Raw genomic sequence first — 21,233 nt, forward strand, 5'->3', positions numbered from 1 at the left:
TAACCGGAGGACGGTCCGGCCGTCATGCCCCGGCGACACGCGACCGGCCGTGGCCGAAACCGGGTAGACCAATGGCATGACCCCCATGGGCACCGAACCGGATCTCGCGGACCGCGTCCTCGGCGGCTGGCTGGGCCGGATCGCCGGCAACATGCTCGGCAAACCGGTCGAGCGGGGCGACGTGTGGACGCGCGAGCGCATCGACGGCTATCTGCGGCGGACGGCCGCCCTGCCGCTCACGGACTACCTGCCCGAGCCCGCCGACGAACGCGACCGCGCCGACCTGCGCCCCGAGTGGCGGCAGTGCGTACGCGGCCGCGTCCACGGCAGCTGCCGCGACGACGACGTCGACTACACGCTCCTCGGGCTGCTCCTGCTGGAGAGGCACGGCTTCGGCTTCAGCACCGAGCAGGTCGGCGAGGAGTGGCTGCTCAGGCTGCCGTACCTGCAGACGTTCACCGCGGAGCGGGCGGCGTACCGCAATCTCGCGAACGGTCTGAAACCGCCGCTGACGGCGACCTACGACAACCCGTACCAGGAGTGGATCGGCGCGCTCATCCGCGCCGACATCTACGGCTGGACCCAGCCGTACGCCCCGCGCCGGGCCGCCGCGCTGGCCCGCCGGGACGCCGCGCTGTCGCACACCGGGAACGGGGTGTACGGCGCGATGTGGGCGGCGGCGCTGGTCTCGGCGGCCTTCACCGCACCCGGGGTGCGGGACGCCATCGACACCGCGCTGAGCGTGATCCCGGCGAGCAGCCGGCTCGCGCGTACCGTGCGCCGGGTCCTCTCCCTCCACGCCACCCGGATGACCTGGGAGGACACCGTGGCCACGATGGCACAGGAGACGGCGGGGCTCGGCTGGATCCACACCGTCCCGAACGTGGCCGTGCTCACCGCGGGGCTCCTGTACGGCGACGGCGACTTCACCCGCACCATCGCGCTCACCGTCCGTGGCGGCCTGGACACCGATTCCAACGGCGCGACGGCCGGTTCGGTGGCCGGTGTGCTGACCGGCGCGGCGGCCGTCCCGGCACAGTGGACGGACCCGCTGGAGGACACGGTGCGCAGCGCGGTGTTCGGCTTCGACGGGGCGCGCATCAGCGACCTGGCGGCCCGCACGCTCCGGCTGGCCGGTCCGGCGCGGTAGCTGGGCTGGTTACGCTTCGGAGATGGCCACCACACAAGACTTCGCCACGTACATCGCGAGCCTCCCCCGGGTCCTCGCCGGGGCCGCCGCCCTGTTCCGGGACGCCGAGGGCCGTGTGCTGCTCGTCGAACCCAACTACCGCCCGGGCTGGGCGCTTCCGGGCGGCACCATCGAGTCCGACGACGGTGAGACGCCCCGCCAGGGCGCCCGCCGGGAGACGGCCGAGGAGATCGGCCTCGACGTCGAGCCGGGCCGGCTGCTCGCCGTGGACTGGGTGCACGGCGAGGGACGGCCGCCGCTGGTGGCCTACCTCTACGACGGCGGCGTCCTGTCCGCGGACGACCTCGGCTCGATCCGGCTCCAGGAGGAGGAACTGCTGTCCTGGCGGCTGGTCGCCCGCGAGGACCTCACCGCGCACCTGCCCGGTGCCCTCGGCCGCCGTGTCCTGGCCGCGCTGGACGTCCTCGCCGACGGCGCGGGCACGGCCGAGCTGGAGAACGGCCACCGGGTGGCCTGACCCGGTACCCGCGCACCACGTCAGGGACCGGGCCGCCCCGACCGGATCAGCCCGTCCCGAAGCGCACCGGGAGGTGCCGGGGGCCGCGGAGCATGGCGTTGGTCCGGTACGGGGGCGGGTCCTGCACCAGGGACGCTTCGCCGAGAACCGGGACGAGCAGGCCGAGCGCGGTCTGGACCTCGACGCGGGCGAGCGGCGCGCCGAAGCAGACGTGCACCCCGCTGCCGAAGCCGATGTGCTCGTTGTCCGGGCGGGTCGGGTCGAACCGGTCGGGGTCAGTGAAGCGCGCGGGGTCGTGGTTGCCCGATGCCATCACGAGCACCACCCGGGACCCCTTGCGGAGGGTGGTGCCCGCTATGTCCACGTCGGCGAGGGGGAACCGCTCACGCATGTGGACCGGGGGCTCGTAGCGCAGGAGTTCCTCCACCGCGCGCGGCAGCAGGCCGGGTTCGCGGCGCAGCAGGTTCAGCTGGGCGGGCTGGCGCAGCAGCGTGAGCACGCCGTTGGTGATCAGGTTGACCGTGGTCTCGTGCCCGGCGATCAGCAGCAGCACGGCGTTCGTGGCCAGTTCGTCGGGGGTCAGCCGCAGCGCCTCGTCCGGTTCGTTGGCATAGGCGGACAGCATGTCGTCGGTCGGGCGGTCCTTGCGCCGGTCGGCGAGGTTCAGCAGGTACTGGCCCATCTCCTGCCGGGCCAGGACACCCGCCTTGTCCCGCTCGGCGGTGTCCTCCTCCTGGGAGCCGATGTCGGCGGCCGCGACGATCACGTCGGTCCACTCCCGGAACATCGGCTCGTCCTCCCGCGGGACGCCGAGCAGCCGGCAGATGACCGTGACGGGCAGCGGATAGGCGAAGTCGTCGACGACGTCGACCTGCTCGCGGCCCCGTAGCGACGCGAGCAGTTCGCCCGCGATCCGGCTGATCTCACCGCGCATGGAGTCGATCCGGGCGGGAGTGTGCGGCGGGCCGAACGGTCGCATGGTGAGCGTGCGCAGCCTGTGGTGCTCGGGGTCGTCGAGCCGCAGGAACGGCGGCTTCGGCAGCTCACCGGCGCGCGGTTCGGTGGACGGAATGATGCGGTTGCGGGGATCCGCGCTGATCCGCGGGTCGTGGAGCAGGGCGACGATCTCGTGGTAGGTGCCGACCAGATGACTGCCGTCCGTCTGCCGCACCACGGGGCCTGCCTCCCGCAGCTCCGCGTACAGCGGCCAGGGGTCGGGGCGGTTGGCGTAGTCGGTGATCCGCTCCAGCAGGGTGTCGGCGGTCATGACGGACTCCTCGTGGACGGGCGGGCGGTGGGTCACCGCGTGGGCGGCATCCTGACCAGTCGGCGGTCCGGCAGATGACCGGTGAGCGCGACGGTGGGGCCGTGGTAGAGGGTGCCGGGATCCGGCACGTCGGAGGGCACCGGGACTTCGGCCGCCGGCGGACGGTCCGACGCGCCGGGCGCGGGCGGGAAGGGCGCGGCGGTCTCGATCAGGTTCTGGTAGAACTCCAGCGACTTGGCCATGTCGACGGTGACCGCGGCGGTCACCCGCCCCCGGAAGCCGTAGACCAACGCCAGCCGGCGTGCCTCCAACGAACCCTGCGCGATGACCACTTGGTCGGAGTAGGTGGGCACGCCCACCGATTTGATGTTGAGCCCGAACTGGCTGGACCAGAACACCGGGACCGCGAGGTGCGGGCGGCGCAGGGGTTCCGGACTGACCATGTTGTGGGCCGCGACCTCGGCCTGCTCGACCGCGTTGCGCCAGTGTTCCAGGGACAGCAACTGGTAGTCGAACAGCGGGTGCGGGAAGCGGGAGACGTCACCGGCCACGAAGACGTCGTCGGTGACGATCCCGTACATGTTGAAGGCGCGGCACCCGGCGTCGCAGGCGATCCCGCGCGACCCGGCGGCCAGCCCGGAGTCCGCCAGCCACTCGACGTTGCGGACCGCCCCCATGGCGACGACGCACACGTCCGCGTCGACGCGGCTGCCGTCGGAGAGTTCGGCGCCGGTGAAGTGGCCGTCGCCGTCACTGGTCAGCGCGTTCACGGTGACGCGGCAGCGCAGGTCCACGCCGTGGTTGCGCTGCATGGCGGCGGCGAGTTTCGCCAGTGTCCCGCCGAGCGCGCCGACCAGCGGAGCGGGGCCGCGTTCGGCGAGCGTGACCGCCAGGTGCCGCTCCCGGCAGGCCGAGGCGAGTTCCGAGCCGGTGAAGCCGCCGCCGATCACCAGCACCCGGCGCGGTCCGGCTTCCAGCCGCTCGGCGAGGAGTTCCGCGTCGTCGCTGGTGCGCAGGGTGACCACACCGTCCAGGGCCGCCTCCCGGGGGTTCGGCCACGGCCGTGCCCGCGTGCCGGTGGCGATCAGCACCCGGTCGTAGGGCAGCTCCTCCCCGTCGGCCAGCAGGATCCGTTTGCCGATCATGTCGAGTCCGGTGGCGCGCACGCCGAGCCGCCACTCCGCCTGCGGATCACGGCGCATCGGCAGCCCGGTGGAGTGCGCCGGTACCTTGCCGAACAGCACCTGTTTGGAGAGCGGGGGACGGTCGTAGGGCGGATGGGGCTCGTCCCCGACGATGGTCAGGGAGCCGGTGAAGCCCTCGTCGCGCAGTGTCTCGGCGGCCCGCAGGCCGGCCAGTGACGCGCCGACGATGACGATCCGGCCCTCTCGGAGGTCACCGGGCACCGGTGCTCACCTCCTCGCCCAGCAGGATGGCCTGGACGGGACAGGCCGCCGCGGCCTGCCGGACGCGTTCGCGCTGCCCTTCGGGCACAGCCGGGTGGTACAGCAACGCCTCCTCGCCGTGCAGTTCGAACATCTCCGGGGCGAGGAACGCGCACTGCGCGTAGCCCTGGCAACGGGTGAGGTCCACCACGATCTGCATCGCTGGTCACTCCCTCCGGCACGCCGGCTCCTCATTCCTTTCTAGCCCTCGTGGGAGCCGTGCGCGCGTTGTGCGCCGGGAGGCGATCACGCGGGCGCGCCCCGCGCGGGCCCGCGGGCCCGCGGGCCCGCGACGGCCCGGATATCCGTTCGCCCCGCCGGGAACACCCGCCCTACCCTCGGCCCATGAACAAGCCTCTCGTGGCCATCCTCAGTGGCGCGGGCATCTCCACGGATTCCGGGATCCCTGACTACCGTGGGCCGAACGGCCTGTGGCGGCGGGATCCGGAGGCCGAGAAGCTCGTCACCTACGAGCACTACATGCACGACCCGGAGATCCGGCGGCGGTCCTGGCAGCTGCGCCGCGGGAACCGCACGCTGCGGGCGCGGCCCAATGCCGCGCACCACGCCGTGGCCGATCTGGAGCGCTCCGGGACGCCGGTACGGGTGATCACACAGAACGTGGACGGCCTGCACCAGCTCGCCGGACTGCCGGCCCGCAAGGTGCTCGAACTGCACGGCACGGCACGCGGTGTCGTCTGTACGAAGTGCGCTGCGCGCGGGCCGATGGAGGACGCGCTCGCCCGGGTCGAGGCGGGTGAGCCGGATCCGCCGTGTCTGGAGTGCGGCGGGATCCTGAAGTCGGCGACCGTGATGTTCGGGCAGCGACTTGATCCGGTGGTCCTCGGCGAGGCCCTGGCGATCACCAAGGCGTGCACGGTGTTCATCGCGGTCGGCAGCAGCCTCCAGGTCCAGCCGGCGGCGGGCCTGGCCGGGGTCGCCGCCGACCACGGCGCCCGCCTGATCGTCGTCAACGCGGAGCCGACTCCGTACGACGACCGGGCGCACGAGGTGGTCCGCGAGCCGATCGGCACCTCGCTGCCCGCGCTGCTGTCCCGGCTCGCGGACTCGGCGTTCTGACGACGCGTTCCGCCGCCCCGCCGCGTCCGGTGCGTGCAGTTGCCGGAAACCGTGGAGCGGCACGCCGGTCGGGCCGGGCCATGCCCGCTCAGAACAGCGCCGTGCCCCGCTCGAAGTCCAGCAGGCGCTGTTTGCGCTCCAGGCCGCCGCCGTATCCGGTGAGGCTGCCGTCGGAGCCGACGACGCGGTGGCAGGGGACGACGATGCCCACGGGATTGCGGCCGTTGGCGAGGCCGACCGCGCGGGAGGCACGGGGGTTGCCCAGGGCGTCGGCGAGGTCGCCGTAGCTGCGGGTCTCCCCGTACGGGATCGCCCTGAGCTGTTCCCAGACGCTGCGCTGGAACGAGGTTCCGTGCAGCCGGAGTTCCACGGTGAACGCCTTCAACTCGCCCTCGAAATAGGCCGCGAGCTGTTCCTTGGCCGCGCCGAGGAGCGTGTCGTCGCGGTCCCCGAAGCTCTCCTCAAGGGGGCGGTGGCGCTGTCCGGTCATGTAGAGCCCGCACAGGACGCCGTCGTCGGCGACGAGGGTGAGGGGGCCGTAGGGGCTGTCGATCACGGTGTGCTGTTTCACGGTAGATCCTTACACCGGCAGGAAGTTGATCGGGTGACTGTCGGTCGCCCACAGGTACTGGACCGCATACGCCCGCCAGGGCCGCCAGGCCGCGGCGCGCGCGATGAGCGCGGACGGGGTGGCGGGCAGGCCGAGTTCCTGGGCGGCACGCCGGATCCCGAGGTCCGTGGCGAGGAAGGCGTCGGGGTCGCCGAGGGCGCGCATGGCGATGACGTCGACCGTCCAGGGCCCGAAGCCGGGCAGGGCGAGGAGCCGTGCCCGGGCCTCGGACCAGTCGCTCTCCACGCCCAGGTGGAGTGTGCCGTCGGTGAGCCGGCCGACGAGCGTGGTGAAGGTGGCCCGCCGGGTGCGGGGCATCGCCAGTGAGTCCGGGTCGACCTCGGCCAGCGACTCGGGCGCGGGGAAGAGATGGGTGAGGCCGCCGTCGGGGTCGTCGACGGGCTCGCCGTACGCGGTGACCAGGCGGGCGGCGTGGGTGCGGGCGGCGGCCGTGGACACCTGCTGGCCGAGGACCGCGCGGATCGCGAACTCGGCCTCGTCGACGGTGCGCGGCACGCGCCTGCCCGGTGCCTTGTCGACCAGCGGCGCGAGGAGCGGGTCGGTGCGCAGTTGGTCGTCGACCGCGACCGGGTCGGCGTCCAGGTCGAGCAGCCGGCGGCAGCGGCTGATGGCGACGGGCAGGTCCCGCAGGTCGCTGAGGACGAGGCGGCAGGCGACGTGGTCGGGCTTCGGGGTGAGCGCCACGATGCCGTGCCCGTACGGCAGCCGCAGCGTGCGCCGGTAGGCGCCGTCCCGCCACTCCTCCACGCCCGGTACGGCGGTCGCCGCGAGGTGGCCGAAGAGGTTGTCGGGGTTGAGCGGGGCGCGGAACGGCAGGCGCAGGGACAGTGCCCCCGGAGTGCTCGCCGTCTGCCTGCGCGGGGTGCGGGCGCGCAGCTCGCTCGGGGCGAGCGCGAACACCTCGCGGACGGTGTCGTTGAAGGTGCGGATGGAGGAGAATCCGGCCGCGAAGGCGATCTCCGCCATGGGCAGCCCGGTCGTCTCGACGAGGAGCCGGGCGGTCTGGGCGCGCTGCGCGCGGGCGAGCGCGAGGGGGCCCGCGCCCAGCTCGGTGAGGAGCTGGCGTTCGACCTGCCGGGTGCTGTAGCCGAGGCGGGCGGCGAGTCCGGGCACGCCCTCGCGGTCCACCACGCCGTCGGCGATCAGCCGCATGGCGCGGGCCACCAGGTCGGCGCGCTGGTTCCACTCGGGGGAGCCGGGGCTGGTGTCGGGCCGGCAGCGTTTGCAGGCCCGGAAACCGGCCTGCTGGCAGGCGGCGGCGCTGGGGTAGAACGTCATGTTCTCGGCCTTGGGCGGTACGACCGGGCAGCTGGGCCGGCAGTAGATGCGGGTGGTCAGGACGGCCGTGAAGAACCAGCCGTCGAACCGCGCGTCCTTGGACCGCACGGCCCGTACGCAGCGCTCCCGGTCGAAGTGCATGCCTTTCTGCATGCGTCCAGCATCGGCCACCGGCCGGGTCGAAGCTGGCGAGAATGCGACATCAACGTGCCCTGTCCAGGTCCGCGCCGGATCGCCTTGGATCGCCTTGGATCGCCTCGGATCGACTCGGATCACCTCAGGTCACCTCGGGTGCCTCCTACGGCATCCGCCGGCCGCCGGGGCCGTCCCTGCTCCCGCCGTCCCCGGCACCGGTCAGGGCGCGCGCCAGATGTTGTCGAAGGCGGCGTCCTCGATGCTGCGCCGCTGCCGGACCGCTTCCAGTTCCACCACCGCGCCGTTCACGGCGGCCAGGACGGTGACGACCGCCTCGGGGAGTCCCGCCGTGCCCCCGGCCGGTTCGTCCCGCAGTCCCAGGGCGGCCCCCAGCTCGGCCAGAACCGGCTCGCCGGAGGTCCAGCGCCCGGCCGCGCGACCGCGTTCCGCCGGGTCGCCGAGCCGGGTCCGGTCGGTGCGCAGGCCGATCCGGCGCCCGCGTCGCCGGCCGTCGTCGCCCGTGGTCTCCAGGACGTCCACGTAGGCGGCGGCCAGGGCACGGCCCCGGCGCCACAGCCAGTCCTCCACGGACTCGTACGGCTGCTCGCGGACGAGCGCCGCCACGGACTCGTCCAGCAGCCGGTCGCCCATGCCCAGCGGCGGTCCCGGCAGGATCCGGTCGCCGTCCAGGGCGACGGCCTCGGCCCGCAGGAGGTCGATCAGTTCGGCTCCCGCGAGGGCCAGCGAGAGGTCGCCCTGCCCGACGGAGCGGTCGGCGGGAGTGTCCAGGGCGACGATCAAGAGGTCCCGCGGTGTGGTCATGTCGACTCCTTGTCAGGTGCTTGGGCGGCGCTGCGGCGCCCGGGCGGCGGGGTGCTGCGGCGGCCCGGCCCGTCGGCCGGACGAGCCCCGCCGGCGGGGCGGTCGGTCCCACCGGTACGACTTCCCGCACCACCACCATGTGGTGCGCGGGGCCGACACGCAGCATGGCGGCGACCGCGGCCACCCCGATGACCACGACGGCGCCCGGGACGAGCGCCTGCCGACAGCGTCGCACAGCGGAGGGGCGGCCGGGGATCGACGGACACGAGGACGAACACGAAGACGGGCACGAAGACGGGCACGAAGGCGGACACGAGAACAGACGCGAGCACGAACACGGCTCCGGACGCGAACACCGACACGAGCAGAGCGCTCGCCGCCCCCGGTCAGGTGCCCAGGACGGCCTCGGCGGTGGCGACGACGGTGGCACGGCGGCGTTCGCGGTCGATGTCGGAGCCCACCACCGGGATGAGCGGGGTGTTGCTCAGCGAGAGCAGGATCATCAGGTCGCACAGCTCCTGGGCGGGCAGCGCTGCGGAGACGGTGCCGTCCCGCTGTGCCTGGGCCACCTGCTCGACCTTGTCCTTCTGCGCTTCGTGCACGACCTGGGGGAGCGCGTGCTCGGGACGCTCCAGTTGCCGCCAGGCGGAGAGGCGGACCACTTGAGGGCGCGCCTCGTAGTAGTCGTACAGGCGTCCTACGTAGCCGGGCAGGTCGGACGCGTCGATCGGCACGGCGTCGACGATCTCGGTGACGAGTCGGCTGTACACGATGTCGAACAGGTCGACCTTGCTGCCGAAGTACCGGTAGAGCAGGGCGTTGTTGACACCCGCGTTCTTGGTGATGCGGTCGACCCGGGCGCCGGCGATGCCGTATTCGGCGAACTCCTCGGTGGCGGCTTCCAGGATCTTGCGCCGGGTCTCGTCCGCGTTGCGTGCCATGCCTCCACTTTAAGTAAGTAGGAACCCACTTGCAAAGGCGCCCCGACAGGTTTACCGTCGCGATGTAGGTAATCACTTACATTCTCCGATGGATGGACACCGTGATCGATTACGCCAACCTGTACATCGGCGGCCACTGGGTCGCCCCCACCCTCGACGAGCGGATCGAGGTCCGCTCGCCGCACGACCACTCCCTGGTCGGCCGCGCCGCGCAGGCGGCCCCGCCGACGTCGACGCCGCGGTCGCCGCCGCCCGCCGGGCCTTCGACGAAGGCACCTGGCCGAACCTGCCGCCCGAGCGGCGCCGCGCGCTGGTGGCCCGCTTCAACGAGCTGCACGCCGCCCGGGCCGCCGAGATCGCCGCCCTGATCACCGCGGAGAACGGCTCACCGGCCTGGTTCACCCAGAGCCTGCAGCCCGCGCTCGCCGAGCAGACCGCGGCCTATCTGCGCGCCGCCGACAGCTTCGGGTGGGAGGAGGAGATCAGCAGCCCGTCCGGGGCCAGGGCGCTGCTGCGGCGCGAGCCGGTCGGCGTGGTCGCCGCCGTGATCCCGTGGAACGCACCGCACCAGTCGGCGCTGGTCAAGTTGATCCCCGCGCTGCTGGCCGGGTGCACGGTGGTGTTGAAGGCGGCGCCCGAAACGCCGCTGAACGCGCTCCTGCTGGGCGAGCTGTTCACCGAGGCCGGCTTCCCCGACGGGGTCGTCAGCATCCTGCCCGCCGGCCGGGAGACCAGTGAGTACCTGGTCGCCCACCCCGACGTCGACAAGATCGCCTTCACCGGCTCCACCCGGGCCGGGCGCCGCATCGCCTCGCTCGCCGGTGAGCAGCTCAAGCGGGTCAGCCTCGAACTGGGCGGCAAGTCCGCCTCGATCGTCCTGGAGGACGCCGACCTCGACGCCGTGGCCCAGGCCGCCCCGCAGCTGGCGTTCGGCAACAACGGGGAGTCCTGCGTGGCCCACACCCGGCTGCTGGTACCGCGCAGCCGCTACGAGGAATTCGTCTCCGCGGTCGCGGCGGCGGCCGGGAAGACCACCGTCGGGGACCCCGCCGACCCGTCGAACTTCGTCGGCCCGCTGGTCACGGCCGTCCAGAAGGAGCGGGTGCTGTCCTACATCCGGTCCGGCCTGGACGACGGCGCCCGGCTGGTCGTCGGCGGCCCGGACGCCCTGGACGGCCTGGAGCAGGGCAACTACGTCCGGCCGACCGTCTTCGCCGACGTCGACAACTCCCTGCGCATCGCCCAGGAGGAGATCTTCGGCCCGGTCCTCGTGATCATCCCGTTCGAGGACGAGGACGACGCCGTCCGGATCGCCAACGACTCCCCCTACGGGCTCAGCGGCGGCGTCTGGACCACCGACCCCGAGCGCGGCCTCGCCGTCGCCCGCCGTATCCGTACCGGCACGTTCCTGGTCAACGGCGCCCCGAACGGCTTCGACGCCCCCTTCGGCGGCTACAAGTCCAGCGGCATCGGCCGCGAGTTCGGAAGCGTGGGCCTGACGCAGTACGTCGAGCACAAGTCGATCGCGCTGTAGCGCGGACCGGTTGCCGACCACGTCGTTCCCGACTGCTGGTCTTCGACGGCTGGTTCGCGGTCCCTGGCCGCCGATTCGCCACGCCAGGAGCGGACTTTCGCCGACTGCGCTACGTTGGCGACCTGAATCGGGCTCGTCGACGCGTTGGTGGCTGGGTGGCGCGTCTCCTCGACGTGCTCGATGGAGACATCAGTGTCCTACCGTTCCCTGCTGCGTATCGCAGGCGCCGGATTCTTCCCGCTGGGGTTCCTCGCCCGCCTGCCCTACGCGGCCTCGGCCCTCTCCACGCTCATCCTGCTCCAGGCGTCGACCGACAGCTACGTCTTCGCCGGACTCGCCAGTGCGGCGCAGAGCGTGGCCGTCGCCGTCGGCGCCCCGCTCGTCGGCGCCCTGGCCGACCGCTACGGTCACCGGTCCGTCGGCGTCACCGCCGCCGTCGCCAACCTCGCCGCCTGGGCCGCCCTGCTGGCCGCGGGCCGAGGCCCCCGGGAGGGCATGGTCGCGGCGGCGGTCCTGGTGGGCCTGACCCAGCCTCAGGTCGGCCCGCTCGTACGCGTGCACTGGTCCCGGCTGGTGTGCGCGCACGGCGAAGACCGTCTGCTGTCCGCCGCCCTGGCCTATGAGGCGTCCGCGGACGAGCTGGGCTTCGTCGCCGGACCCGCGCTCGTCGGCCTGCTCGCATCGGTCAGTCCCCTCGCACCCGCCATGGTGACCATGTCCCTCATCGCGGCCACCACCCTCCCCTTCGCTCTTCGCTTCGCCCACCGCGACACGGCGCGCCCCCGTTCGGAAAAAGCGGGGAAGCCACGACTGCCAGTCGGCCGGCTGGCCGTCATGTTCCTGGCGATGGTGGCGATGGGGGCGGTCTTCGGCGCGGTCCAGACCGCCGTCACCGTGTACGCCGACACGATCGGCAGGCCCGGTGCCTCAGGGCTCGTGTACGCCGAGTTCGGGATCGGCAGCGCCCTGGCCGGTGTCGTCTGCGGCTGGCTCCCGCGGCGGTTTACCCCGCGTGCCCGCTACGTCTCGGGTGCCGCGCTCCTCTGCGCCGGCATGCTGGTCCTCTTCGCCGGGGCCCGCCTCGTGTCCCTCCCGGCCGCCATCGCACCGGCCGGCTTCACCGTCGCGCCGTACATGATCAGCCTGTACGCGTCGACCGAGCGGCTCGCTCCCGCGGAGCGGGCCGCGGTTGCCATGACCGTCCTGTGCGCCGGCGGTCCCCTCGGGACGGCGGGCGGGCAGGCCGTGTCGGGCGCTCTCGCGCAGGCTCACGGCGTGTCAGGCGCCCTCCTGGTGGCACTCCTCGCGGCAGCCGGCGCGCTTCTGCTCGCCCTCTGGACGCTTGTGGCCGACCGCGGCCGTGCCCTCACCGCACCAGACGCGGAACCTCAGGAGGTGCCCGCGCGCTCGGCGTAACAGCGGGACGCGGCGGCGCGGCGCGGAGTCCCGTCCCGTTCTCAGCTCCGGGGACCAGCCGTGCCGTGACCGTCTTGGGGCGCTGGTACTCGTGCAGGGCCAGCGTGCTCAGGTCGGTGCCGTGGCCGGAGGTGCCCCGGCCGCTGTGCGGGAGTTCGGCGGTCTGGACGAGGTGGCAGGTGAGCCAGACCTCCCCCGCGTTCAGCCGGTCGGCGAGATCGAGTCCCGTGCCCGGATCACGGGCCCGCACACTCGCCGCCAGCGCCTGCGGGACCGCATCGGCCAGTGCCACGGCCGCGTCCGGGTCCGTCGGGCCCGAGACCGCTCTGTCTGACCCGTCGTCGTGCGAACTGCCGAACGAGCGTGCCTCCCCCACATGCCGTTCAGTGACGCACGGGCATGGCGGGGCGCCGGTCCGGAACGCGACGAGGTTCCGTGCGGACCGGCGGCCGACACGAGGGTGAACGATCGGCGAACAGGGGCCTGGTGGCAGGGAGTACGGGACACCGGGCCCCGGTAACACGGCCGCCGTGCTCAGAGCAGCCCCTCCGCCAGCGGGCCGAGGGAGAGGGCCGGCAGGAAGTTGAGCAGCGCCAGGATGAGGGCGGCTCCGGTGGCCAGCGCGACGAAGTTGACGCCGCGGGCCTGGAGCGTGCCCGCCGTGACCACGCCCGGCTGCCGGCGGGCCAGCCGTCCGGCGAGGGCGAGCAGGAACACCATCGGCACGTAGCGGCCGATCAGCATCGCCGCCGTCATCAGCAGGTCGTGGAAGTCGGTGGCGCCGTTGAAGCCGGCCATGGCGCTGCCGTTGCTGTTGACGTTGGAGGTGTAGGCGTAGACGAGTTCCGTCAGGCCGTGCGGTCCCGGGTTGCCCATGGAGGTCCGGCCGTCGCCGAGCCCGACCGCGAGGGCGGTGCAGCCCAGGATGGCGGTCGGGGCGACCAGCGCGTACAGGACGACGTAGCGCATCTCCGGGAACCCGATGCGCTTGCGCAGGTACTCGGGGGTGCGGCCGACCATCAGACCGCCGATGAAGACCGCGATCAGCACCGCCATGATCAAGCCGTACAGTCCGCTGCCGGCGCCGCCGGGGGCGATCTCGCCGAGCATCATCGCCGACAGCAGCACCCCGCCGCCCAGGCTGGAGAAGCTGTCGTACGACGCGTTCGCCGCGCCGTCGGCCGAGCCGGTCGCCGCGATGCCGAACAGGGTCGAGCCGGGGACGCCGACCCGGGTCTCGGTGCCCTCGTACGGGCCGCCGACCGCCGCCGTCACCGTGCCGTTGTGCGCGCTCTGCGCGAGGGTGCCGGCCGCGAGCAGCAGGCCGAAGAGGATGCCGACCACCGCCAGCAGGGTCCAGCTCTGCCGCAGCGAGCCGATGAGACGGCCGTAGGTGCGGATGAACGCGGTGGGGATCAGCAGCATCAGCACGATCTCGATCGCGTTGGTGAGCGCGGTCGGGTTCTCGAAGGGGTGCGCGCTGTTGGCGTTGAAGATGCCGCCGCCGTCGCCGGACATCAGCTTGAGGGGTTCCCAGGAGCCGACCGGGCCGCCGAGCAGGGTCTGCTGCCCGCCCGCGATCGTCGTGACGGTGTGCGGGCCGTCGAGGTTCTGCGGGACGCCCAGGGCGATCAGGACGATGCCGCAGACGACCGACAGGGGCAGGATGATCCGGAAGATCGTGCGGATGAGGTCGACCCAGAAGGTGCCGAGCCGGTCGGTGTCGCGGCGCACGAGGCCCCGGACGAGGGCGAGCGCGGCGCAGATGCCGACGGCCGCCGAGGCGAACGCCTGGACGCCGAGGCCCGCCATCACCGCGAGATGGCCGGTGGTGGACTCGCCGGCGTAGTTCTGCCAGCTGGTGTTGGTGGTGAAGCTGACCGCCGTGTGCAGCGCGAGCCGCCACGGCATGCCCTCGTGGCCGGTGGACCAGGGCAGCCTGCCCTGGAGGGTGAACAGCGTGAACAGCGCGGCGATGCTCACCAGGCTGAAGGCGAGGAGCGCGAACAGGTAGTGCCGCCAGTCCTGTTCGCCGTCCGGGTCGATACCGCAGACCTTGAACAGGGCGCGCTCGGCACGGTGGTGCGGGCCGCCGTCGAGGGCTCTCGCCATGTGGTCGCCGAGCGGTACGTGGAGTGCGACGACGACCGCGAGGATCAGGGTGGCCTGGAGCCAGCCGTACATGGTGGTCAGGCCCCCTCGGCCGAGACGGGACGGAGGTGGTCGAGGGCCGCGTTCAGCTCGACCACGTTGACGGCGGGTGCGCCGAGGACGCCGAGGCCGCGCCCGCTGGTGCAGCGGTCGACGAGCTTGCGTACGGCTGCCTCGGTCATGCCGCGTTCGCGGGCGACGCGGGGTGTCTGGAGTGCGGCGTAGGCGGGGCTGATCTGCGGGTCGAGGCCGCTGGCGCTCGCGGTGACCGCGTCGGCCGGGACCTTCGGGTGCGCGGGCGCGTCACCGCGGACGGGGGTGACGACCGCCTTGCTGTAGTCGGCCCCGGGCGTGGCGCACTCGACCGTGATCCCCCCGTACGTGCTGCGGAAGGGCTTTTCGGGGCACGCCTGGTCGAGGCTGACCACGCGGGTGGCCTTCCCGGTCGTACCGCCGTCGCGGAACACGCCGAGGACCGCGCCGACTCCGTCGGCCGTGCAGTACGGGCGGGAGCCGTCGACGTGCTCCAGTTCGCCCACCGCCTTGCTGCGGGCGCAGACCTGGGTGAGCAGGCTCTGTTTCCCGGAGTCGGGGTGCCCCAGGACCGGCAGGACGTCGACGGTCGACTCCGGGCCGAGGTTCCCGGCCGCCGAGGCCGAGGCGTCGTAGCCGGTGCCGGCGTCGGAGGGGCGGGGCTGGAAGTAGTACGGGATCGGGGCGCCCTTCTTGTCGAGGAAGGACTGCCCGATCAGTGCGCTGCCGCCGGCGGCCAGCCGGGAGCCGTGGGCGTGCTCGCGCAGGCCGGGGACCTGGGCCAGCGCGGTCATTCCCAGCGGGTAGGGCAGGCCGAGGACCACCGTGAGCACGACGACCACCCGGATCGCGGCCACGTGGTGACCCACCCAGGAGGGCATTCTGGACAGAAGGTTCATGGGCGGGTCCTCATATCCCGGGGATGAACTGGACGACGGCGACATCGATGAACTTGATCGCGAGGAAGGGCAGGACCAGTCCGCCGAGGCCGTAGATCCACAGGTTGCGGGTGAGCAGGGCGTCGGCGCTGCTGGGCCGGTAGCGCACACCCCGCAGGGCCAGGGGGATCAGCACGACGATGATCACGGCGTTGAAGATGACCGCGGACAGGATCGCCGAGGTCGGCGAGTGCAGCCGCATGATGTTGATCGCGTCGAGCGCCGGGTAGACCCCGCCGAACACGGCCGGGAGGATCGCGAAGTACTTGGCGATGTCGTTGGCGACGGAGAAGGCGGTCAACGCGCCACGGGTGATAAGGAGTTGCTTGCCGATCTCGACGACGTCGATGATCTTCGTGGGGTCGGAGTCGAGGTCGACCATGTTGCCGGCCTCCTTGGCTGCCGACGTACCCGTGTTCATGGCCACGCCGACGTCCGCCTGGGCGAGCGCCGGGGCGTCGTTGGTGCCGTCGCCGGTCATGGCGACCAGGTGGCCGCCCGCCTGTTCCTTCTTGATCAGGGCGAGTTTGTCCTCCGGGGTGGCCTCGGCGAGGAAGTCGTCGACGCCCGCCTCGTCCGCGATGGCCTGGGCGGTGACCGGATTGTCGCCGGTGACCATGACCGTGCGGATGCCCATCCGGCGCAGTTCGGCGAAGCGCTCCCGCAGTCCCGGTTTGACGACGTCCTTGAGGTGGACGAGGCCGAGCAGCCGGGCCGGGCCCCCGTCGGGGCACTCGGCGACCGCGAGCGGGGTGCCGCCGGAGGCCGATATCCGCTCGACGGCGGCGTCCAGGGCCACGGGGACGGTGCCGCCGTTGTCGCGGACCCAGTTCGCCACCGCGGCGGCCGCGCCCTTGCGTAGCCGGCGGCCTCCCGCGGTCCCCGGCCGGCCGGGCAGATCAACCCCGGACATCCGGGTGGTGGCGGAGAACGGCACCCACTCGGCGTCCTCGGGCACCTCTTCGGCCGCGCTGAACTCCTCGCCCACGTATCCGACGATGGAGCGCCCTTCGGGAGTCTCGTCCTCGAGGCTCGACAGCAGCGCGGCGTCCGCGAGCCGCCGGCCCGTCACCGCGTCGAGCGGCAGCAGCTCGCTCGCCCGCCGGTTGCCGTGGGTGATCGTGCCCGTCTTGTCGAGCAGCAGCGTGTTGACGTCGCCGGCCGCCTCGACCGCGCGCCCGGAGGTGGCGAGCACGTTGCGCTGCACCAGCCGGTCCATGCCCGCGATGCCGATCGCGGAGAGCAGTCCGCCGATGGTCGTCGGGATCAGGCAGACGAGCAGGGAGACGAGCACGATCCCGGTGACGCCGTCGGCGGTGAGCGCCTGGGTGTCGTGCGCGGCCGCCATGAAGTCCTTGGAGAAGATCGCCATCGGCTGGAGCGTGAGGACCGCCACCAGGAAGACGAACGTCATCATCACCAGGAGCAGGTTCAGGGCGAGTTCGTTCGGCGTCTTCTGCCGGCCCGCGCCCTCCACCAGGGAGATCATCCGGTCCAGGAAGGAATCGCCGGGTTCCTGCGCGATGCGTACGACGATCCGGTCCGACAGGACGCGGGTGCCTCCGGTGACGGCCGAGCGGTCGCCGCCCGACTCGCGGATCACCGGCGCCGACTCTCCGGTGATCGCCGACTCGTCGATGCTGGCGACACCCTCGACGACGTCGCCGTCGCCGGGCACCGTCTGCTCCGCCTCGACCACGACGAGGTCACCGCGGTGCAACTCCCCCGCGCCGACCGCCTCTTCAGCACAGGCGTCCGCCGCCGCACCCGGCCGCCAGCCGGTGAGCCGCCGGGCGACGGTCTGGCGGCGCATGCCCCGCAGGCTGTCGGCCTGGGCCCGTCCGCGGCTCTCGGCGACGGCTTCCGCGAGGTTCGCGCAGACGACGGTGAGCCACAGCCACACGGTGATCAGCCAGCCGAACAGGGACGGGTCGGCGAGGGCGATACCGGTGGTCAGGGCTGCGCCGATCTCGGTGACGAACATGACCGGGTTGCGGGCCAGGGTCACCGGGTTGAGTTTGCGCAGCGCGGCGGGCAGGGCGCGCCACAACTGCTTCGGGTCGAGCAGCCCGGCACCGATCCGCCGGGGGCCCGGGTCGGGTGGTCCCACCGCGTCCGCGGGGTCCTCGGGTTTCTCTCTCACTGCTGTGGGCGCGGTCATCGCAAGCTCTCCGGCGTGATCGGGGCCGGCGCCGGGCCGGCCGGCAGGCCGGTCGGGGCGACCAGCCCGGCGTTGTTCTCGGCCGTCACAGAGTCCTCACATATCGCATATAACGGGCATTTGATGCACCTCCGGGCGAGGGCCGGGCCGTCGCTCGCCCGGAGGTGGATCGGGGGGCGACGCGGGGGTGACACGGAGGTCGTGGCCCACGTCGCGGTGGTGGATGTCGTCATCCTGGAGTCGAGTGGCTTGCCGGCCCCGGACGCGGGGAGGCGGAGCGGGGCTCGGCGCCGACGCTATGCCCGCCCGTCCGCTCCGCCGCCGGCTCATGACGCAACGCTGACGGGCTTCGGGCGGACGCTGACGTGACGCTTACACCAGGGGCGAGCCGCGGCCGAGGGCGCCGCGCACGTGGTCCGGCCGTGCGACCCGGCCGTCGGGATCGTCCACGGCGCCTACTACGACCTACGACCGCGACGAGCGGGTCGACCCGGCTACGGCCGCCCCGTCTACGGCTACGGCCGCGGCGGCTACGGCTACGGCGCCCAGGAACCTCAGCGGAAAACGTACCCGGGCCCTGGTCCTGAGGTGGGGTCCGAGGCCCCGGAGGTCAGGGGCTTCGGAGCGCGCGGGGAGCCGATGCCCGCCGGATCCGGCCCTCTCCGCAAGCTCCGCTTCCGTCAGGGGAGTTGCGCGGCGAACGCCCCGTAGGCCCGCTCGTCGAAGAGGACGAACCTGACCTCCTCGACCTCCGTCTCCGCGGCACGCACGGTCTCCACCGCGATGCGAGCGGCGTCCTCCATCGGCCACCGGTAGACACCGGTGGAGATGGCGGGGAAGGCGACCGTCCGCGCGCCGAGGGCGTCGGCCACTCGGAGTGACTCCCGGTAGCAGGAGGCGAGCAGCGCGGGGTCGCCGCCCGAGCCCCCGTACACCGGGCCCACCGTGTGGATGACCCAGCGGGCGTCCAGGTCGCCGGCCGTCGTGGCGACCGCCTGGCCGGTGGGCAGGCCCTTGCCGTACCGCGAGGCGCGCAGCATGCGGCACTCGTCGAGGATGGCGGGGCCGCCGCGCCGGTGGATCGCGCCGTCGACGCCCGATCCGCCCAGCAGCGAGGAGTTCGCCGCGTTGACGATCGCGTCGGCGGTCTGCCGGGTGATGTCCCCCTGGACCAGCGTGATGGTGGTCATGCCTGTCTCAGCCTCCGCCAGACGGCCTTCGCCGCGTTGTGCCCCGACATGCCGTGCACGCCCGGGCCCGGCGGGGTGGCCGACGAGCAGATGAAGACCGCGGGGTGCGGGGTGTGGTACGGGAACAGGGACGGTTTCGGGCGCAGCAGGATCTGGAGACCGGAGACCGCGCCGCAGGCGATGTCACCGCCGACGTAGTTGGCGTTGCGGGTGGCCAGTTCGGGCGGGCCCGCGGTGGCACGGGCCAGGACGCGGTCACGGAAGCCGGGGGCGAACCGCTCCAGCTGGCGCTCGACGGCGTCGGTGAGATCACCGGTCCAGCCGCTGGGCACATGTCCGTACGCCCAGAAGACCTGGCGGCCGGCCGGTGCCCGGGTCGGGTCGGCGACGCTGGGCTGCACGGTGATCAGGAACGGCTTGTCGGGGGCCCGGCCCTCGCGGGACACGGCGCGCAGGGCGGTGCCGATCTCCGCGCTGGTCGCACCGACCTGCACGGTCCCGGCCGAGCGGGCTTCGGGCGCGGTCCACGGCACCGGGCCCTCCAGGGCGTAGTCGATCTTGAAGACGCCGGGGCCGTACCGGTAGCCCGCGTAGTGGCTGCCGAAGCCGGCGATTCGGGCCAGGGCGGTCGGCGAGGTGTCGAAGACGTACGCGCGGGCGGGCGGCAGGTCGTCCAGGCGCTTGACCTCGTAGTCGGTGTGCACGGTGCCACCGAGGTCCCTGAGGTAGCCGACGAGGGCGTCGGAGATCGACTGGGATCCGCCACGGGCCACGGGCCAGCCACGGGCGTGTGCGGCGAGCGCGAAGATCAGGCCGACGGCGCTGGTCGCGAAGCCGCCCAGCGGTGCCATGACATGGGCGACGAGCCCGGCGAACAGGGTCCGGGCCCGTTCGTCGCGGAACCGGCTCGTCAGCCAGGTGGAGGGCGGCAGGCCGACCAGACCGAAGCGGGCGAGGGTGACCGGGTCACGCGGAAGCGCGGTGAGGGGCAGGGACATGAAGTCACGGGCCAGCGTGTCCCACTTGGGCAGGAACGGCGCGACCAGTCTGCGGTACACCCCCGCGTCGCGCGGCCCGAACGAGGCGGCCGTCTCGGCGACCGACCGGGCCAGCACGGCGGCCGTGCCGTCCAGGAACGGGTGTGCCATGGGCAGGTCGGGATGCAGCCACTCCAGGCCGTACCGCTCCAGGGGGAGGGCGCGGAAGGCCGGTGAATTGATCCCCAGGGGATGCGCCGACGAGCAGGGGTCGTGGCGGAAGCCGGGCAGAGTGAGTTCTTCGGTGCGGGCCCCGCCGCCCACCGTGTCACGGGCCTCGAACACGGCCACGGAGAAGCCGCGGCGGGCCAGTTCCACGGCGGCCGTCAATCCGTTCGGCCCCGCTCCCACTACGACCGTATCGAGCATCGACGGCACCTTCGGACCCCTTCGTCAGCCGATGGCCACTCGGAGTCAGCATATGCCGGGGCACTGACAATCCCGACGGCGCGGGGGAAGTACCGGGCACCGGGCGGCCCCGGGAACGGTCAGGACCGCCCGGTTGTCCGGGCCCCGCCCCGGCGTCCCGGCGGTGTCCGTGCCCCGGTCCGCCGCCGCGGCCCGGGTCAGTCGCCGCTGCCGCGCAGCAGTTCCCGTACCCGGCGGGCCGTGGCGGCGTCCCGTGCCGCGGTGAACGGCAGGGCGTTGCCGCCGGTGATGCGGAACGGCTCGCCGGTGAGCGTGCGGTGGGTGCCGCCCGCCTCCTCGACCAGCAGCAGGCCCGCCGCATGATCCCAAGCGGCTTCCCAGGAGAACGCGGTGGCCTCCAACTCGCCCTGGGCCACGGCCAGATACTCCAGCCCCGCCGAGCCGCAGGCGCGCGGCGCGACGCCGTCCGCCCGGAGTCCGAGCAGCGCGTGTTTCTCCTCGTCGGTCGTGTAGTCCGGGTGGGAGGTGGCGACGCGCAGGTCCCGGCCGGGCGCGGGCGCGCCCGCGACGAGCCGTTCCCCGTCGAGGAAGGCGCCCCCGCCCCGTACGGCGGTGGCGAGCCGGTCGAGGGCCGGTGCGTAGGTCCACGAGGCGAGCAGGACGCCCCGGTGGGCGAGCGCGACGAGTGTGCAGAAGCCGGGGTCGCCGTGGACGAACTGACGGGTGCCGTCGACCGGGTCGACGATCCACACCGGCGCGTCGCCGCGTATCGCCTCGTAGGTCGCGGGGTCGGCGTGGACCGCCTCCTCGCCCACGACGACGGAACCGGGCAGCAGGGCGGCGAGGACTCGGGTGAGGTACCGCTCCGCGAGGCGGTCGGCGTCCGTCACCAGGTCGTGCGGCCCGCTCTTCTGCGCGACCTCGTGGTCGGCGAGCCTGCGGAAGCGGGGCAGGATCTCGGTCGCCGCGGCCTCGCGGATCGCGTCCTCCACCGCTGCCGAGTGGCTGGGGAGGAATTCCGTCAGCAGGGCTTCGGCGAGGCCGTCCCCGCCGGCCGCTGAGCGCTGTCCGAGGTCTTCGTCCAGGGGGCACCCCCAGGTTTTGGTGTCTTCGATCATGTCTCCATGAGAGCATGCGG

At 72.9% G+C, this 21,233-nt stretch carries 18 protein-coding genes and 1 pseudogene; 5 read left to right on the forward strand and 14 right to left on the reverse strand.

What is annotated here, in order from left to right; all coding sequences use genetic code 11:
* Positions 1–76: 76 nt before the first annotated feature.
* Both ACFY2B_RS32475 and ACFY2B_RS32480 read left to right on the forward strand, forming a co-directional pair.
* Positions 77–1,150 (forward strand): ADP-ribosylglycohydrolase family protein, encoded by a 1,074-nt coding sequence (locus ACFY2B_RS32475; RefSeq protein ID WP_390766641.1) that lies wholly within the window; start codon positions 77–79, stop codon positions 1,148–1,150.
* 22 nt (positions 1,151–1,172) lie between these two features.
* Entirely contained in the window at positions 1,173–1,667 is a 495-nt protein-coding gene (locus tag ACFY2B_RS32480; RefSeq protein WP_390766642.1) for an NUDIX domain-containing protein, read from the forward strand.
* A 46-nt stretch (positions 1,668–1,713) separates the two neighbouring features.
* Here the strand turns inward: ACFY2B_RS32480 and ACFY2B_RS32485 are convergent, their stop codons facing one another.
* From ACFY2B_RS32485 to ACFY2B_RS32495, 3 genes are read right to left on the reverse strand one after another with little or no spacing between them, the layout of a single operon-like run.
* Positions 1,714–2,934, reverse strand: a complete 1,221-nt coding sequence (locus ACFY2B_RS32485; protein ID WP_390766643.1) for a cytochrome P450 — start codon at positions 2,932–2,934, stop codon at positions 1,714–1,716.
* A 32-nt stretch (positions 2,935–2,966) separates the two neighbouring features.
* Positions 2,967–4,340: an NAD(P)/FAD-dependent oxidoreductase gene (locus ACFY2B_RS32490; protein WP_390766644.1), complete on the reverse strand. Its 1,374-nt coding sequence runs from the start codon at positions 4,338–4,340 to the stop codon at positions 2,967–2,969.
* Positions 4,330–4,539, reverse strand: a complete 210-nt coding sequence (locus ACFY2B_RS32495) for a ferredoxin (protein ID WP_390766645.1) — start codon at positions 4,537–4,539, stop codon at positions 4,330–4,332. The genes ACFY2B_RS32490 and ACFY2B_RS32495 overlap by 11 nt, the downstream gene beginning before the upstream one ends.
* 185 nt (positions 4,540–4,724) lie before the next feature.
* Here ACFY2B_RS32495 and ACFY2B_RS32500 point away from each other — a divergent pair, with 185 nt between their 5' ends.
* Positions 4,725–5,459 (forward strand): NAD-dependent deacetylase, encoded by a 735-nt coding sequence (locus ACFY2B_RS32500; protein ID WP_390766646.1) that lies wholly within the window; start codon positions 4,725–4,727, stop codon positions 5,457–5,459.
* A gap of 88 nt (positions 5,460–5,547) precedes the next feature.
* Here the strand turns inward: ACFY2B_RS32500 and ACFY2B_RS32505 are convergent, their stop codons facing one another.
* From ACFY2B_RS32505 to ACFY2B_RS32520, 4 genes are all read right to left on the reverse strand, one after another.
* Positions 5,548–6,030 (reverse strand): methylated-DNA--[protein]-cysteine S-methyltransferase, encoded by a 483-nt coding sequence (locus tag ACFY2B_RS32505; protein WP_390766647.1) that lies wholly within the window; start codon positions 6,028–6,030, stop codon positions 5,548–5,550.
* Positions 6,031–6,039: 9 nt separating this feature from the next.
* Positions 6,040–7,509 carry an AlkA N-terminal domain-containing protein gene (locus tag ACFY2B_RS32510; RefSeq protein ID WP_390766694.1) on the reverse strand — a complete coding sequence of 490 codons (1,470 nt, stop codon included), beginning with the start codon at positions 7,507–7,509 and terminating at the stop codon, positions 6,040–6,042.
* 213 nt (positions 7,510–7,722) lie between these two features.
* Positions 7,723–8,325 (reverse strand): GPP34 family phosphoprotein, encoded by a 603-nt coding sequence (locus tag ACFY2B_RS32515; protein ID WP_390766648.1) that lies wholly within the window; start codon positions 8,323–8,325, stop codon positions 7,723–7,725.
* A 386-nt stretch (positions 8,326–8,711) separates the two neighbouring features.
* Complete coding sequence (locus ACFY2B_RS32520) at positions 8,712–9,266, reverse strand: TetR family transcriptional regulator (protein WP_390766649.1); 555 nt, start codon at positions 9,264–9,266, stop codon at positions 8,712–8,714.
* Positions 9,267–9,367: 101 nt separating this feature from the next.
* On the opposite strand from ACFY2B_RS32520, the pseudogene ACFY2B_RS32525 reads away from it, so the two are divergent.
* Positions 9,368–10,800: pseudogene (locus tag ACFY2B_RS32525) on the forward strand (aldehyde dehydrogenase).
* 192 nt (positions 10,801–10,992) lie between these two features.
* On the forward strand, positions 10,993–12,216 hold the full coding sequence (locus tag ACFY2B_RS32530) for an MFS transporter (protein WP_390766650.1): 1,224 nt from the start codon (positions 10,993–10,995) through the stop codon (positions 12,214–12,216).
* Here the strand turns inward: ACFY2B_RS32530 and ACFY2B_RS32535 are convergent.
* From ACFY2B_RS32535 to ACFY2B_RS32565, 7 genes are all read right to left on the reverse strand, one after another.
* Complete coding sequence (locus tag ACFY2B_RS32535; RefSeq protein WP_390766651.1) at positions 12,167–12,739, reverse strand: aldehyde dehydrogenase family protein; 573 nt, start codon at positions 12,737–12,739, stop codon at positions 12,167–12,169. The genes ACFY2B_RS32530 and ACFY2B_RS32535 overlap by 50 nt on opposite strands.
* An 11-nt stretch (positions 12,740–12,750) precedes the next feature.
* Complete coding sequence (gene kdpA, locus ACFY2B_RS32540; protein ID WP_390766652.1) at positions 12,751–14,400, reverse strand: potassium-transporting ATPase subunit KdpA; 1,650 nt, start codon at positions 14,398–14,400, stop codon at positions 12,751–12,753.
* A 5-nt stretch (positions 14,401–14,405) separates the two neighbouring features.
* Positions 14,406–15,299 carry a potassium-transporting ATPase subunit C gene (locus ACFY2B_RS32545; RefSeq protein ID WP_390766653.1) on the reverse strand — a complete coding sequence of 298 codons (894 nt, stop codon included), beginning with the start codon at positions 15,297–15,299 and terminating at the stop codon, positions 14,406–14,408.
* A gap of 10 nt (positions 15,300–15,309) precedes the next feature.
* A complete protein-coding gene (gene kdpB, locus ACFY2B_RS32550; protein WP_390766654.1) occupies positions 15,310–17,499 on the reverse strand; it encodes a potassium-transporting ATPase subunit KdpB in 2,190 nt (729 codons plus the stop codon).
* A 680-nt stretch (positions 17,500–18,179) separates the two neighbouring features.
* Complete coding sequence (locus ACFY2B_RS32555) at positions 18,180–18,689, reverse strand: O-acetyl-ADP-ribose deacetylase (protein ID WP_390766655.1); 510 nt, start codon at positions 18,687–18,689, stop codon at positions 18,180–18,182.
* Positions 18,686–20,095 carry a phytoene desaturase family protein gene (locus ACFY2B_RS32560; RefSeq protein WP_390766656.1) on the reverse strand — a complete coding sequence of 470 codons (1,410 nt, stop codon included), beginning with the start codon at positions 20,093–20,095 and terminating at the stop codon, positions 18,686–18,688. Before ACFY2B_RS32560 ends, ACFY2B_RS32555 begins: the two co-directional genes overlap by 4 nt.
* 197 nt (positions 20,096–20,292) lie before the next feature.
* Positions 20,293–21,213, reverse strand: a complete 921-nt coding sequence (locus tag ACFY2B_RS32565) for an inositol monophosphatase family protein (RefSeq protein WP_390766657.1) — start codon at positions 21,211–21,213, stop codon at positions 20,293–20,295.
* Positions 21,214–21,233 lie beyond the last annotated feature (20 nt).

The sequence above is a fragment of the Streptomyces sp. NPDC001270 genome (genome assembly GCF_042896695.1).
Taxonomy (GTDB): Bacteria; Actinomycetota; Actinomycetes; order Streptomycetales; family Streptomycetaceae; genus Streptomyces.